We start from the raw sequence: 14761 nt of genomic DNA on the forward strand, positions 1-14761 counted from the left end.
GGCGCCGGCCTCGATATAGATCCCGACTCAGTTCACCGCCAGAGGGTATGCGGATTGTTCAGCAGTTTGGGCGGTATGGCGAGGCAGTAGACGCCGAGCTCTTGCAGGTGACGGCAGGCTTGGCCTGCGTCGGCCTCTTGAAGGCCGACAAGGAGGGCGCTATAGCTCGGCGGCACATCGCGTCGTTTGGCAATGATTGCCGGACGGCCTTGGCTGATGACTTCCTTCAAAGCAGCTTGGTTGCCCTCGATGGTCGCCCGGGCCACTTCCCGGTCGGTGAAGGAGCCGAAGACCAGGCCCCAACCCGGCAAGGTTCCCTGCGCCAGGACTTCGCTGCCGGGGCTGGGTGCCACGGGGCAGCGGCCGTCGGCGAGCACGTAGGGAACGTCGCTGCGGGCCTGCCCGCGCAGTGCGGAGAGCCGAAAGGCGCCCGAAGCCTGCTCCGCCGACATGGCGAAACCCGAGTCCATGAGCTGCGTTGCCATTGCATTGCGCTCGCCGCCGGTCCGGCCGCCGAGCACGATAGCGATGAGGCGGCGACCGTTGCGCGTCGCCGCCGCCAGCAGGTTGTATCCGGAGCCGCAGGTGAAACCGGTCTTGATGCCCTCGGCACCAGGATAGGCCCTCATCCAGCCGTTGGTCGAACCACCGCCGAGGCCGCTGATGGAGACGTGCGACTTGCTGAACAGGTGAAAGTGTGCGGGGTAGTCGCGGATCAGGGCACGGGCCAGGATGGCCAGATCGCGGGCCGTGGTCACCTGACCCGCATGCGGCAGACCGGAGGCGTTCCGGAAAAAGCTCTGGGACATGCCGAGCTTGCGAGCCTGGCGGGTCATGGAGATCGCGAAGTGCTCTTCGCTGCCGCTGACTGCCTCGGCCAGGGTGACCGCTGCGTCATTAGCCGAGCGCACGATCATTGCCTCGAGCAGCAGGGCGACGCGGACTTCCTGGCCGGTGCGCAGGCCCAGCTTGGTCGGCGGCTGGGTCGCCGCCTTTGCCGAGACGGTCACTTTTTCGTCGAGTGTGAGCCAGCCCTTCTCAATGGCCAGAAAAACCATATAGGCCGTCATCACCTTGGTGAGGGAGGCGGGATACCAGGGGTGGGTGGCGTTTTCGGCCTCAAGTACCGTGCCACTCTCGGCGTCGACCAGCAGGTAGGCCGGTTCCGGGGGCTGGGCGTCGGCCGCCGTGGTGCTCATCCACAGCGCTGCGGCGGTCAAGATCGTGATGCCCCAACCTCTTGGCATGCCGTTCCCCTTCCCCGGGTCAGCAGCAAAGGGACACGATAGAGTGCCCGGACCCGATTGAGAAGTCCCAGCAGCTATTCCGCCTGGGTTGGCCAGCCGAGGCAGAGGTAGAGCAGCGGGGCGAAGGGCGCTTCCAGGCCCAGCACCTCTGCGGTGGCCTGGTCGTCGAAGCCGGCCACCAGCACCCCGCCCAGGCCGTCGGCCGCCACCTGCAGCAGCGCGTTTTGCGCCGCAGCACCGGCTTCGATGTAGACGTAGCGCGAACCGCGTTCGCCAAGCGGCGGCTGCTCCGCGAAGTGCTGTCTTACGGCCTCCATGTCGGCGCAGATGGCCAGGATCGCCGCCGCGCCGCCGACCCAGGGCTGCTCCTCCAGGGCCGCTTCCTGCAGGGCAGGGCGCAGGTCCCCGGCCTTCAGGAGCCTGGGCGCCTGTTCTGCCTCTACCTCGTAGAGCCCCGCTTCCAGCCCTTCGACCTCGCCCGCCACCAGCCGCAGACCGAGCGGGTAGAGGGCGTGGGCCGAGGGCGCCGTGCGCTGGCCCTCCGCGCCGGTCACGCCCTGCGCCGCCCCGACCAGCCGCTGCAGGCTTTCCAGCGGCACGGCCCGTCCCGTGAAATCGCGGTTGCTGCGGCGCGCGGCGAGGGCCTCCTGCAGCGACAGATCGCTTGTCATGCGGCTTAGTACCCCTGCTTCAGGTCGACCATGTCGGGGACCGGCTTGCCGGCCATGAAGAGCTTCAGGTTCTCGGCGATGACCTTGGCGCCGCTTTCCGGGTCGATGAGGCTGGCGATGTGCGGCGTCAGCAGGATCTTCGGGTGGATCCAGAAGGGATGGTCCTCCGCCGGCGGCTCGACGTGCAGCACGTCCAGGGTCGCGCCGCCCAGCTGCCCGGAATCCAGCGCCGGGATCAAGTCCTTTTCCACCAGATGCCGGCCGCGCCCCACGTTGATGATGCAGGCGCCCTTGGGCAGCTTGGCGAAGAGGCGGCGGTTCAGGATGCCCTCGGTGGCCGGGGTCAGCGGCAGCAGGCAGATGAGGATCTCGCTGCGCGCCAGGAAGTCGTCGAGCTGCTCTTCGCCGTGGAAGCACTTGATGCCGTGCAGGCGCTTGGGTCGCCGCGACCAGCCGCGCACCGTGAAGCCCAGATCGACCAGGGTGCGGGCCGCGTCGGCGCCCATGTTGCCGAGGCCCATGACGCCGACGGAACGCTGCGGGGCCGGCGGGGTGATGATCTGATCCCAGGCCTTGCGGCGCTGCGCCGCCTCGATGTCGGGAAGGCGCCGGTGGAAGCGCAGCACGTGCAGGGCCAGGTATTCGCGCATGCGCTGGCGCAGGTCGGAGCCCACGGTGCGGATCACCGGCAGGTGCAGGGGCAGCTCCGGGTCGGCCAGCAGGTGGTCGATGCCCGCGCCCATGGAGACGATGCACTTCAGGTTGGGAAAGGCCTTCAGGCCGCCGGCCGGCGGCTTCCAGACCACGGCGTATTCGACCTCGGCATTGTCGCCGGGATCGTCCCAGAGGCGCACCTCGACCTCCGGCAGCAGGTCCTGCAGGGCGTCGCGCCACCATTCGGCGCGCGCGGTCCCCAGGCGCACTACCACGGACATCTTGGGCGCGCTCCTCAGGCGGTGGGGGTGAAGGGGTGCTCGTCGACGACGATGCGCTTGCGGTCCTTCACGTGGGCCATGGAATCGGCCGCCACCGCCTTGCCGTGCTCTGTGCCGTAGGCGGCCAGCATGGCTTCCTCGCTGTCGAACCACAGCTCGCTGACGCCGTCGTAGTCGCTGCCGTCCTCGCGGGCGATGTTCACCTGGTAGCGCTTCAGGCCGTCGAGTTTCAGCGCCAGGGGCACGTGCTCCTTCAGCATCCAGTCGGAGAAGTCCTGAAGGGTCATGTCGTCCCTGCGCTTCAGCAGGATTACCGCCTTGATCATTTTTCGCTCTCTCTGTTCTCAGGACCCGATGCCGGGCTGGTAGGGCAGGCCACAGCCGCGCAGCACCAGGCGCACCACGGTCTCGGCCGCTTCGTCGTAGTCCTTGGCGGCGAGTTGGCGCCGGCCGACCAGGGCGCCGACCTGCACCTCGAAGTCGGCGTAGTGCTGGGTCGCCGCCCAGATGACGGAGAAGAGGTGGATGGGCTCGACCGGCTCGATCCTGCCGGCCTTGGCCCAAGCCTCCAGCACCTTGGCCTTTTCCTTCACCAGGTTGCGCAGCTCGTTCTTCAGGAAGTCGCGGGTGTGGCGCGCGCCGCGGATCATCTCGTTGGCGTAGACCTTGGAGGCGAGGGGGCGTTCGCGCGAGTGGCGGACCTTGGCGCGGATGTAGGCGGCCAGCGCCGTGGCCGGTTCGCTGTCCTCGGTGATGCGGTCCAGCTCGCCCAGCCAGAGGCCGAGGATGTCTTCCAGCACCGCATGGTAGAGCGCCTCCTTGGTGCCGAAGTAGTAATGCACGTTGGCCTTGGGCAGGCCGGCCTTCTGGGCGATGGCCGCGGTGGTGGCCCCGCGGTAGCCCTGGGTCGCGAAAACCTCCTCGGCGGCGGTCAGGATGAGGGCGCGATTCTTGATGCGGATGTGGCCCGGCGAGGAGTCGTCCTTGCCGCCGCTATCCTTGGCGCCGTTTTCCTTCGCGTCGGCGCCTTTGGCCACCGTCTCGGACATCTCCACTCCCGCTCTTGCGCCGGGCCGGCGGCCCTTGTTCGACTGCGTTCGACCCTTGAACTGCGCCGATTATTGCCCCTGCCCGCAAGTGAATCAAAACCTGACCACTTGGTCAAATTTAATTGACCGCTTGGTCAGGACAACGCTACAGTCAAGACCGACAAGGACGCAAGACGCCGCAAGAGCGTTTGCCGTCAAATGATCAGGGAGTTCTAGATGGGGAACCAACCGGACATCCGGGCTGGGCGTTTGCCGGAGTCCGCCTATGCGGAGAATTTCAGCGACGTTCATCCGCCGCTCGACCGCAAGGCGGCGCTGATCGAATCCAGCCGTTGCTACTTCTGCTACGACGCGCCCTGCGTCGAGGCCTGCCCGACGGGCATCGACATTCCGAGCTTCATCCGCAAGATCTCGACCGACAACGTCCGCGGCGCGGCGCAGGACATTCTGGACGAGAATATCCTGGGCGGCGCCTGCGCGCGGGTTTGCCCGACCGAGGTGCTGTGCCAGCAGGCCTGCGTGCGCAACGCGCAGGAGGCCAAGCCGGTGCAGATCGGGCTGCTGCAGCGCTACGCCACCGACGCCGTGATGGACGCCGGGGTGCATCCCTTCAGCCGCGCCGAGAAGAGCGGCAAGACCGTCGCCGTGATCGGCGCCGGCCCCGCGGGCCTGGCCTGCGCCCATCGCCTGGCCGTGCTGGGCCATGACGTGGTGATCCTGGAGGCGAAGCCGAAGTCCGGCGGGCTCAACGAATACGGCATCGCCGCCTACAAGCTGCCCGACGCCTTCGCCCAGAAGGAAGTGGACTTCGTGCTGCAGATCGGCGGCATCGAGATCCGCAACGATCAGGCTCTTGGCCGCGACTTCACGCTCACCGACCTGAGACGCGACTATGACGCCGTCTTCCTGGGCATGGGTCTGGGTGGGGTGCGTCAGCTGGGCCTGGAGGGCGAGGACCTGGAAGGCGTCTACAATGCCGTCGACTACATCGCCGAGCTGCGCCAGAGCGCGGACCTCAAAGCCCTGCCGGTGGGCCGCAAGGTGGTGGTCATCGGCGGCGGCAACACCGCCATCGACATTGCCGTGCAGACCAAGCGCCTGGGTGCCGAGGACGTGACCCTGGTCTACCGCCGCGGGGCTGAGGCCATGTCGGCGACCCACCACGAGCAGGAGTTCGCCCAGGTCAACGGCGTGAAGATCAAGCACTGGGCCCAGCCGCGCGAGATCCGCGGCATGAACGGCCACATCACCGACGTGATCTTCGAGTACACGCAGCTCGACGAAGGCGGGCGCCTGGCCGGCACCGGCGACGTCTTCAGCCTGCCCGTGGACATGCTGTTCAAGGCCATCGGCCAGACCATGCTGCCGCAGGCCAACGGCGGCAGCGAATTGCTGGAGATGGACGGCGCCAAGATTGCCGTGAACGTCGAGCGCCAGACCTCGCTGTCCGGCGTCTGGGCCGGCGGGGACTGCGTCGCCATCAGCGCGGACCTGACCGTCGCCGCGGTGCAGGACGGCAAGCTGGCCGCCGAGGCCATCAACAGCTTCCTGCGCGGGTAATGGGGAGCGAAATGGCGACGGATCAGCGCATGATTGACCCCGTACTTCGAGACGCTCGCTCGCGCTCGCTCCTCAGCATGAGGTCAATCAATCCAAAATCGAGCCTCACCCTGAGGAGCGCTGCGCAGCGGCGCGTCTCGAAGGGCGAGGCGGGCCGCGTCCCCTGCGGGACGACGAGCCGTTCCGGGGAGACGAGACATGGCTGACCTTCGTTGCGAAATCGGCGGCGTGAAGTCGCCCAATCCCTTCTGGCTAGCCTCGGCCCCGCCGACCGACAAGGAATACAACGTGGTGCGCGCCTTCAAGGCGGGCTGGGGCGGTGTCGTGTGGAAGACGCTGGGCGAGGACCCGCCGGTGGTGAACGTCTCCTCGCGCTATGGCGCGATGAGCTACAACGGCACCCGCATGGCCGGCTTCAACAACATCGAGCTGATCACCGACCGGCCGCTGGACGTGAACCTGCGCGAGATCAAGCAGGTGAAGCGCGACTGGCCGGACCGCGCCATGGTGGTTTCCCTCATGGTCCCCTGCGAGGAGGAGAACTGGCGCGCCATCCTGGCCCAGGTGGAGGACACCGGCGCCGACGGCGTGGAGCTGAACTTCGGCTGCCCGCACGGCATGTCGGAGCGCGGCATGGGCTCGGCCGTCGGCCAGGTGCCCGAGTACATCGAGATGGTGACGCGCTGGTGCAAGGCCCACACCCGCATGCCGGTGTTCGTGAAGCTGACGCCCAACGTGACCAACATTCTGGGCCCGGCCCGCGCCGCCAAGGCCGGCGGCGCCGACGCGGTGTCCCTGATCAACACCATCAACTCCATCGCCTCCGTCGACCTGGACGTCATGGCGCCGACTCCGACGGTGGACGGCAAGGGCACCCACGGCGGCTACTGCGGCCCGGCGGTCAAGCCCATCGCCATGCACATGGTGGCGGAGATCGCGCGCGACGCGGAGACCGCCGGCCTGCCGATTTCCGCTATCGGCGGCATTTCCAACTGGCGCGACGCGGCCGAGTTCATGACCCTGGGCGCCGGCTCGGTGCAGGTCTGCACCGCGGCCATGCACCACGGCTTCAAGATCGTCGAGGACATGATCGACGGCCTCGGTTACTGGATGGATGAGAAGGGCTACAGGACCCTGGACGACTTCCGCGGCGCCGCCGTGCCCAACGTCACCGACTGGCAGTATCTCAACATCAACTACGAGATCGTCGCCAAAATCGACCAGGACCTCTGCATCAAGTGCGGCCTTTGCCACATCGCCTGCGAGGACACCTCCCACCAGGCCATCGCGGCGCAGAAAGCGGACGGCCTGCGCCGCTACGAGGTGATCGACCAGGAATGCGTCGGCTGTAACCTCTGCATGCACGTCTGCCCGGTGGAGGGCTGCATCTCCATGGTCGAGGTGGACAACGGCAAGGGTTATCTGAACTGGAAGGAAGATCCGCGCAACCCGATGAACCAGAAGGCCGCGGAGTAAGAGAGATTATGGACGCGCAGAACCCCAAGAACCTGAAAGTGAACGGCGACCGCCTGTGGGACAGCCTCATGGAGATGGCGAAGATCGGCCCGGGCGTGGCCGGCGGCAACTGCCGCCTGGCGCTCAGCGACTTCGACAAGGAAGGCCGCGACCTCTTCGTGCGCTGGTGCCAGGAGGCCGGCTGCTCCATCGCCGTGGATAAGATGGGCAACATCTTCGCCCGGCGGCCTGGCAAGAATCCCGACCTGCCGCCGGTCACCACCGGCAGCCACCTGGACACCCAGCCCACCGGCGGCAAGTTTGACGGCGTCTTCGGCGTGCTGGCGGGCCTGGAAGTCCTCCGCACCCTCAACGACAACAACATCGAGACCGAGGCGCCGGTCGAGGTGGCGGTCTGGACCAACGAGGAAGGCTCGCGCTTCGCCCCCGCCATGGTCGCCTCCGGCGTCTTCGCCGGGGTCTTCGACCTGGACTACGGCCATTCCCGCGCCGATGTGGACGGCAAGACCATCGGTGAGGAGCTGCAGCGCATCGGCTACCTGGGCGACCAGACGCCGGGCGACCATCCGATCCGCGCCTTCTTTGAGGCCCATATCGAGCAGGGGCCGATCCTGGAGGCGGAGAAAAAGACCATCGGCGTGGTCACGGGCGCCCAGGGACAGCGCTGGTTCGAGGTGACGCTGACCGGCGCCGAGTCCCACGCCGGCACGACGCCGATGAACCGGCGCAGGGACGCCCTGGTCGCCGCCTCCAGGCTGGTGACGAAGGTGAATGAGATCGCGCTGGCCCATCCGCCCCACGCGGTCAGCACCGTCGGCATGATGCAGGTCAGCCCCAATTCGCGGAACACCATCCCCGGCAGCGTCTTCCTGACGGTGGACCTGCGCCACCCCGAGGACGAGACGCTGAGCGCCATGGAAGCCGAGTTGCGCGCGGCCTGCGACGAGATCTGCGGGCCGGCGGGGATCTCCGCCGATGTCGACATGATCTGGTATTCGCCGCCCATCGTCTTCGACAAGGACTGCGTCGGCGCGGTGAAGCAGGCGGCCGGCGATGCCGGCTACGAGAACATGGAGATCATCTCCGGGGCCGGGCACGACGCCTGCTATGTCAGCCGCGTGGCGCCCACGGCCATGATCTTTGTGCCCTGCGAGGACGGGGTCAGCCACAACGAGAGCGAAAGCGCGACGCCGGAGGACCTGGCGGCGGGCTGCAACGTGCTGCTTTATGCCATGCTGGAGCGGGCCAGTGCTTGACCTTTGGGTTCGAAAGGGTCGGAATGGCCGCACCCCCGCCAGAGGGGACTAAGGGATGGCGATAGAGGCGGTTATGCGGCAGGAGCAGGCGGCGGAAGGACCCGCGGGGCAGGCGGCGAAACCTGTCATCGAGGTTGAAGACCTTTCGCTAACCTTCCAGACTGCCGACGGTCCTGTCTATGCGCTCTCCGAGGTCAACCTGACGGTCAAGGCCGGGGATTTCGTCTCCTTCATCGGCCCCTCGGGCTGCGGCAAGACCACCCTGCTGCGCGTCATCGCCGACTTGGAGCGCCAGACAGCCGGCCGGATCTCCGTGAACGGCGTGACCCCGGAAGAGGCGCGCCTGGGCCGCGCCTACGGCTACGTCTTCCAGGCTCCGGCGCTCTATCCCTGGCGCACGGTGGAGCGCAACGTCATGCTGCCCCTGGAGATCATGGGCATGAACGCGGCGGAGCGCAAAGACCGGGCGGCGCGCTATCTGGACCTGGTGAACCTGAAGGGCTTCGAGAAGAAGTTCCCCTGGCAGCTTTCCGGCGGCATGCAGCAGCGGGTCTCCATCGCCCGCGCGCTCTCCTTCGAGCCGGAGCTGCTACTGATGGACGAGCCCTTCGGCGCTCTGGACGAGATCACCCGCGACCACCTGAACGAGCAGCTGCTGCGCCTCTGGGAGCGTACCGGTAAGACGGTGATCTTTGTCACCCACTCGATCCCCGAGGCGGTCTTCCTTTCTTCCAAGATCGTGGTGATGTCGCCGCGCCCGGGCCGCGTCACCGACATCATTGACTGCAACCTGCCGCCGGACCGCACCTTGGACGCCCGCGAAAGCAAGGAGTTCGCGGAGATCGCCCACCGGGTGCGCGAGGGGCTGCGCGCGGGGCACAGCTATGACGACTGAGGCGCTCAACTCGCCTCATGCTGCCGCGCCGGGATGGTTGTCCCGCGTCTTCGCCGGCCGCGGCGGCCCGCTCGCCGTCGTCGTCTTCTTTCTCTTCGTGCTCTGGTACCTCGGCACCGTCTGGCTGAATGCCCCGCTGCTGATCGACGGCTACGAGCGCCGTGACGTCGACTGGTCCTTCTCGCAGCTGGTCGAGGATTCCATGGCCATGGAGCGGCCGATCCTGCCGGCGCCGCACCAGGTCGCCGTGGAACTCGACAAGTCGATCCTGGGGCGCAAGGTCACCTCCAAGCGCAGCCTCGTCTACCACGCCTGGGTGACGCTCTCCTCGACACTGCTCGGCTTCGTCATGGGCACGGTGCTCGGCATCGTGCTGGCGGTGGGCATCGTCCACGTGAAGACCCTGGACCGCAGCCTCTTGCCCTGGGTCATCGCCTCGCAGACCATCCCGATTCTCGCCATCGCGCCGATGATCATCGTGGTGCTGGGCAACATCGGCTTCACCGGCCTGGTGCCCAAGGCGCTGATCTCCATGTACCTCTGCTTCTTCCCGGTGACCATCGGCATGGTGAAGGGCCTGCGCTCGCCCGACCCGCTGCAGCAGGACCTCATGCGCACCTACTCGGCCAACACCAACCAGGTGTTCTGGAAGCTGCGCTGGCCCTCCTCGGTGCCCTTCCTCTTCGCCAGCCTGAAGGTCGCCATCGCCATCTCCCTGGTCGGCGCCATCGTCGGCGAGCTGCCGACCGGCGCCCAGGCCGGGATTGGGGCTCGTTTGCTGGTCGGCTCCTACTACGGCCAGACCGTGCAGATCTGGGCGGCGCTGCTGACCGCCGCCGCCATGGCCGGCCTGCTGGTCGCCGCCATGGGCGGGCTAGAGAAGCTCGTGCTGAAGCGCATGGGGGTGCAGGGATGAAGATCGCCGCCCGGCTGCGGACTGACCTCTGCTGTCTGCTTTATGTGGGCTGCACCTTGGTGGCCTTTTTGCTACCCGTGGATATCTTTCAGCTCAGCAGTGAGCGGGGGCCACTCTCCCTAGGTTGGTTCGATGAATGGAGCGGCGGCGGTATTCTAGTAGTGCCTGTCATTGCGGCTTTCTTGTTGATTGCATCCTATCTTTGGATGCGTCCGAGCCCTTCCAAAGCCTCTGTTCTGCTGACCTTAGCCGCCGTTCTCGGAACCATTCCACCACTCCTGGTCATCGGGCGCGCGTTCTTCCCGTTTTTTGATGACTCTTCGGTTCTTGCTGCCCCCATCGGTCCTGGAGCACTCGGCATCTGGATATATGTCATCGGCCTCGGCTTTCTGGTTTGGCGGGCGTTGAGTCTGCTGTCGGAGGCGGCCTCGCAGCGGGAGGCGCCGCGCGCCCTCGGTCTGCTGGTGCCGGCGCTCTTCGGGGCCTGGCTGATTTACCTTTGGCAGGTACTGGTGACCGGCTTCGGCGTGCCCTCGGTGCTGCTGCCGGCGCCCTCGCTCATCGCGCAGGTTTTCGCTGCCTCCACCCATACGCTCTGGGCCGACTTCTACCAGACCTTCCTGAAGTCGGTACTCTCGGGGTTCGCGCTGGGCTGCGGCAGCGGCTTCCTGGTGGCCCTGCTGGTCGACCGCGTGCCCTTCCTGCAGCGCGGCCTGCTGCCGCTGGGCAACTTCGTCTCGGCGCTGCCCATCGTCGGCGTGGCGCCGATCATGGTCATGTGGTTCGGCTTCGACTGGCAGTCCAAGGCGGCGGTGGTGGTCATCATGACCTTCTTCCCCATGCTGGTGAACACCATCGCAGGGCTGCACGCCACCCAGGCCATGGAGCGCGACCTCATGCGCTCCTACGGCGCCAGCTACCTGCAGACCCTGATCCGGGTGCGGCTGCCCAACGCGTTGCCCTTTATTTTCAACGCTCTCAAGATCAACTCCACCCTTGCGCTGATCGGCGCGATCGTGGCCGAATTCTTCGGCACGCCCATCGTCGGCATGGGGTTCCGCATTTCCACGGAGATCGGCCGCATGAACGTCGAGATGGTCTGGGCGACCATCGCGGTGGCGGCGGTGGCCGGGTCCCTGTTCTACGGCCTGCTGGCGCTTGCCGAGCGGACCACGACTTTCTGGCATCCGTCCTATCGACAATAGGGGAATAACAAATAGGACGTGGCCGGCTATGAGGCGAGGAAGCCTTCTTTAGGACAAAAATGAACCTTCATGAGAAGAGGAGAGGCGAAATGAGTAAGTGGTATGTAAATGCCTTGGGCGCGGCGGCAGGGGCGGGGCTGCTGCTGGCCGCGGGCAGCGCCGCGGCGGCGGACGCCGTGACCATTCAGTTGAAATGGGTGACCCAGGCCCAGTTCGCCGGCTACTACGTGGCCCAGGACAAGGGCTTCTACGAGGAAGCCGACCTCGATGTCACCATCAAGCCGGGCGGTCCGGACATCGCCCCGCCGCAGGTCATCGCCGGCGGCGGCGCCGACGTCATCATCGACTGGATGCCCTCCGCGCTCGCATCGCGCGAGAAGGGCGTGCCCCTGGTCAACATCGCCCAGGTCTTCGAGAAGTCGGGCATGATGCTGACCTGCCGCAAGGACAGCGGCATCACCTCGCCGAAGGACTTCCCGGGCCACACCCTGGGTGTCTGGTTCTTCGGTAACGAGTATCCCTTCCTGTCGTGGATGGCCAAGCTCGGCATCCCGACCGAAGGCGGCGACAAGGGCGTCACGGTGCTGAAGCAGGGCTTCAACGTCGACCCGATCCTGCAGAAGCAGGCGGCCTGCGTCTCCACCATGACCTACAACGAGTACTGGCAGATCATCGACGCCGGCCTGACCGAGGACGACCTTATCGTCTACAAGTACGAGGACCAGGGCGTGGCGACGCTGGAGGACGGTCTCTACGTGCTGGAGGACAGCCTCAAGGACGCCGCCTTCGTCGACAAGATGTCGCGCTTCGTGAAGGCCTCCATGAAGGGCTGGGAATATGCCCGTGAGCATCCCGACGAGGCCGCGGAGATCGTGCTGGAGAACGACGCTACCGGTGCCCAGACCGAGAAGCACCAGAAGCGCATGATGGGTGAGATCGCCAAGCTGCTCGGCAGCGAGAAGCTGGGCTTCCTCGATCCGGCCGACTACGACCGCACGGTGGACACCCTGTTGTCCAACGAGTCGACCCCGGTCATCACCAAGAAGCCGGAAGGCGCCTGGACCCACGAGGTCTGGGAGAAGGCCATGGGGATGTAGGCGTCCTCGAAAGCCTGTTGGAAGACCCGGACCGAGGTTCGGGGGGAGGGGGAGCGCCGGGGCGCTCCCCCTTTTTCCGTGGCGGTGTCGCGGGAGTCCGAAGAGGCGCAGCCGCTCCCGCCACCCAACCGATACTTGATTGAGAAAGGCGCCGTTGACGCCCTTGGGGAAAGGCGCCGCCGCAGGGTTGGAGCGAGCTTGGCGGTTCAAACTGCGGTAGCGGAGAGGCGCGTCCGGCATCGCCTGACATTTCTTCGCCAAACAACTCCCGGCTGCTTCACGGCCTTAGCGGTCTGGGGTGATACTACACGGAGCCCGTAGCGCGGCAGACAAAGTCGCGCCAGCGGGGCAGGGGTCTGCCACCTTCGCCGGATCACGCTGTGATCGGGGGGTGTCTTATGCGGGCCCTTGCCTTCGTTCTGTGCTTGCTGCTGCCTGTCTCTGCCGCGGCGGATCCCTACTATCCATCGCCTCCCGCCCACAGCGAGCTGCTGGCCCGGCAGCCGGAGCTGGCATTCACCGGCTGGGACAGCTGGCCCGTCGATCTGGAGCTGCTGGACCGCGTCAATCGCGGGGTCAACGCCTCCATGAGCTATCGGCCGGAGGTGCGGGACGTCTGGGGCGCCGGGTCGGACTGTGAAGACTACGCCCTGGGTAAGCTCACCGCGCTTTTGAAGGCCGGCGTGCCGCGCGGGGCGCTGCGGCTCGCCATTGCCAGGGTCGGCGGGCACGGCCACGCCGTGCTGGTGGTGCGCGACCTTTGGGTGCTGGACAGCCGCCACGACGAGCCGCTCCGCCTCGACCGTTCGGGCCTGCGGCTCGCGGCCTGGGAGACGGCGAAGGGCAAGTGGAACCCGGCCGGCGGTTTCGCCAGCCTCGCCGATCATCTGCGTTGGGCCGGGCGGCAATCGGCGTCTTGGGGCAGCGTCGCGCGAAGTGAGCAGCTTTACCATCAACCTTCCGTTCGGAGGAAACAATGAGCGCTTTTGAAATGGCGGCGAGAGATGCTGCCAGCGTGAAGGTCGATTCGACTGCGATCGAGGCCCTGGAAGGGGATCTCCGGGGGTCGGTGCTGCTCCCCGCGTCGGCCGGCTACGATCAGGCACGGCTTATCTGGAACGGCATGATCGACCGCCACCCGGCGATGATCGTTCGCTGCGCCGGCGCCGCCGATGTCGCCGCCGCGGTGAACTTCGGCAGGGAGCACGATCTGCTGATCGCCGTGAAGGGCGGCGGCCACAACGTGGCCGGCAACGCGGTCTGCGACGGCGGCCTGATGATCGACCTCTCCGACATGCGCTATGTGCGCGCAGACCCGGGGACTCGCCGCGCCCGGGCCGGCGGCGGCGCCACCTGGGGCGACTTCGATGCCGAGACACAGATCTTCGGACTTGCGACCACCGGAGGCCTGATCAGCGGCACGGGGGTTGCGGGGCTGACCCTGGGCGGCGGTATCGGCTGGCTCAGCCGCTCCCACGGGCTGGCCTGCGACAATCTCGTTTCCGTCGACGTGGTCACGGCCGCGGGTGATCGGGTGAGGGCGAGCGAGGACGAGAACCCCGATCTCTTCTGGGGCCTCAAGGGCGGCAGCGGCAACTTCGGGATCGCCACCTCCTTCGAATTCCAGCTGCATCCGGTAGGACCGTCGGTTTTCGCGGGCATGACGCTCTATCCCCTGGACGAGGCGCAGGAAATGCTCCTCTGGTTCCGCGATTTCATGGCGCAGGCCCCCGATGCTCTGGGCGGCCTGGCGGGACTGGTCGCCACGCCCGACGGCGCGCAAGTGCTGGCCCTCATCGGCGTCTACAACGACGAACCATCGCAGGGCGAGGCCGTGCTCAAGCCCCTGCGGCAGGCGCGCCAGCCGCTGCTGGATACCTTCGCAGCGACCCCCTACCGCAGAATCCAGACGCTCTTCGATGCGGGTTCGCCGCCGGGGCTGCGCTACTACTGGAAGTCCAGCTTCCTGGACAGCCTGCCGGCAGAGGCCGCCGAGACCGTCGTTGCCCAGGCCCGCAAGAGCCCATCGCCGAGTTCCAAGGTCTTCGTGGAGTTCCTCGGCGGTGCCGTCTCCCGGATTCCACGGGAGAGCGCGGTCTTCGACCACCGCGGCTCGTCCTACAACCTGCTGATTATCGGTGGCTGGGAGAACCCGGCGCAGGACGAGGCCAATCGTACCTGGGTCCGGGAGACATGGCAGGCAATGAAGCCCTTTGAGTCGGAAGGGGTCTATGTGAACTACCTGGGGACCGAGAGCGACGAGGGCGGCAATCGGCTGGCGGAGGCCTACGGGCCCGGAAAATACGAAAGGCTGGTGGCGCTGAAGCGCAAATACGATCCGACGAACCTCTTCCGGATGAACCAGAACATCAGGCCCGACGCCTCCGGCTAGCGCCCTAGGGTTTTCGGCTCTTTTTCGCTGAAAATCCCTTTATCCGGGGTAGTTTATGTTGC

Annotated in this window: 14 protein-coding genes; 9 read left to right on the forward strand and 5 right to left on the reverse strand. The window is 66.6% G+C overall.

The features are described from left to right. Positions 1-32: 32 nt before the first annotated feature. The 5 genes from H7X47_RS13935 to H7X47_RS13955 all read right to left on the reverse strand — a co-directional run bounded on the left by H7X47_RS13935 (position 33) and on the right by H7X47_RS13955 (position 3902). Positions 33-1247 (reverse strand): D-alanyl-D-alanine carboxypeptidase family protein, encoded by a 1215-nt coding sequence (locus tag H7X47_RS13935; RefSeq protein ID WP_193369280.1) that lies wholly within the window; start codon positions 1245-1247, stop codon positions 33-35. Between the two features lie 74 nt (positions 1248-1321). Continuing rightward, on the reverse strand, positions 1322-1918 hold the full coding sequence (locus H7X47_RS13940; RefSeq protein WP_193369281.1) for a SagB/ThcOx family dehydrogenase: 597 nt from the start codon (positions 1916-1918) through the stop codon (positions 1322-1324). Between the two features lie 5 nt (positions 1919-1923). After that, positions 1924-2853 carry a 2-hydroxyacid dehydrogenase gene (locus tag H7X47_RS13945; RefSeq protein WP_193369282.1) on the reverse strand — a complete coding sequence of 310 codons (930 nt, stop codon included), beginning with the start codon at positions 2851-2853 and terminating at the stop codon, positions 1924-1926. Between the two features lie 14 nt (positions 2854-2867). Further along, entirely contained in the window at positions 2868-3179 is a 312-nt protein-coding gene (locus tag H7X47_RS13950; protein ID WP_193369283.1) for an EthD family reductase, read from the reverse strand. A gap of 18 nt (positions 3180-3197) precedes the next feature. Further along, positions 3198-3902: a TetR/AcrR family transcriptional regulator gene (locus H7X47_RS13955; RefSeq protein ID WP_193369284.1), complete on the reverse strand. Its 705-nt coding sequence runs from the start codon at positions 3900-3902 to the stop codon at positions 3198-3200. 216 nt (positions 3903-4118) lie between these two features. Here H7X47_RS13955 and H7X47_RS13960 point away from each other — a divergent pair, with 216 nt between their 5' ends. The 9 genes from H7X47_RS13960 to H7X47_RS14000 all read left to right on the forward strand — a co-directional run bounded on the left by H7X47_RS13960 (position 4119) and on the right by H7X47_RS14000 (position 14699). After that, a complete protein-coding gene (locus tag H7X47_RS13960; protein WP_193369285.1) occupies positions 4119-5462 on the forward strand; it encodes an NAD(P)-dependent oxidoreductase in 1344 nt (447 codons plus the stop codon). A gap of 198 nt (positions 5463-5660) precedes the next feature. Next, positions 5661-6938, forward strand: coding sequence for an NAD-dependent dihydropyrimidine dehydrogenase subunit PreA (preA, locus tag H7X47_RS13965; protein ID WP_193369286.1), 1278 nt, complete (start codon positions 5661-5663; stop codon positions 6936-6938). Between the two features lie 8 nt (positions 6939-6946). Continuing rightward, a complete protein-coding gene (locus H7X47_RS13970; protein WP_193369287.1) occupies positions 6947-8194 on the forward strand; it encodes a Zn-dependent hydrolase in 1248 nt (415 codons plus the stop codon). 55 nt (positions 8195-8249) lie between these two features. Further along, the gene (locus H7X47_RS13975; RefSeq protein WP_437126581.1) at positions 8250-9089 is read left to right on the forward strand and encodes an ABC transporter ATP-binding protein; all 840 of its coding nucleotides are present in this window, start codon (positions 8250-8252) and stop codon (positions 9087-9089) included. Next, entirely contained in the window at positions 9079-10005 is a 927-nt protein-coding gene (locus tag H7X47_RS13980) for an ABC transporter permease (protein WP_193369288.1), read from the forward strand. The genes H7X47_RS13975 and H7X47_RS13980 overlap by 11 nt, the downstream gene beginning before the upstream one ends. A gap of 404 nt (positions 10006-10409) precedes the next feature. Beyond that, entirely contained in the window at positions 10410-11210 is an 801-nt protein-coding gene (locus H7X47_RS13985) for an ABC transporter permease (protein WP_227010462.1), read from the forward strand. Between the two features lie 89 nt (positions 11211-11299). Next, entirely contained in the window at positions 11300-12307 is a 1008-nt protein-coding gene (locus tag H7X47_RS13990; RefSeq protein ID WP_193369290.1) for an ABC transporter substrate-binding protein, read from the forward strand. A gap of 398 nt (positions 12308-12705) precedes the next feature. Further along, the gene (locus H7X47_RS13995; RefSeq protein WP_193369291.1) at positions 12706-13287 is read left to right on the forward strand and encodes a transglutaminase-like cysteine peptidase; all 582 of its coding nucleotides are present in this window, start codon (positions 12706-12708) and stop codon (positions 13285-13287) included. Further along, positions 13284-14699, forward strand: a complete 1416-nt coding sequence (locus tag H7X47_RS14000; protein WP_227010463.1) for an FAD-binding oxidoreductase — start codon at positions 13284-13286, stop codon at positions 14697-14699. The genes H7X47_RS13995 and H7X47_RS14000 overlap by 4 nt, the downstream gene beginning before the upstream one ends. Positions 14700-14761 lie beyond the last annotated feature (62 nt).

Origin of the sequence: Pelagibius marinus (assembly GCF_014925385.1) — a bacterium.
Classification (GTDB): domain Bacteria; phylum Pseudomonadota; class Alphaproteobacteria; order Kiloniellales; family Kiloniellaceae; genus Pelagibius; species Pelagibius marinus.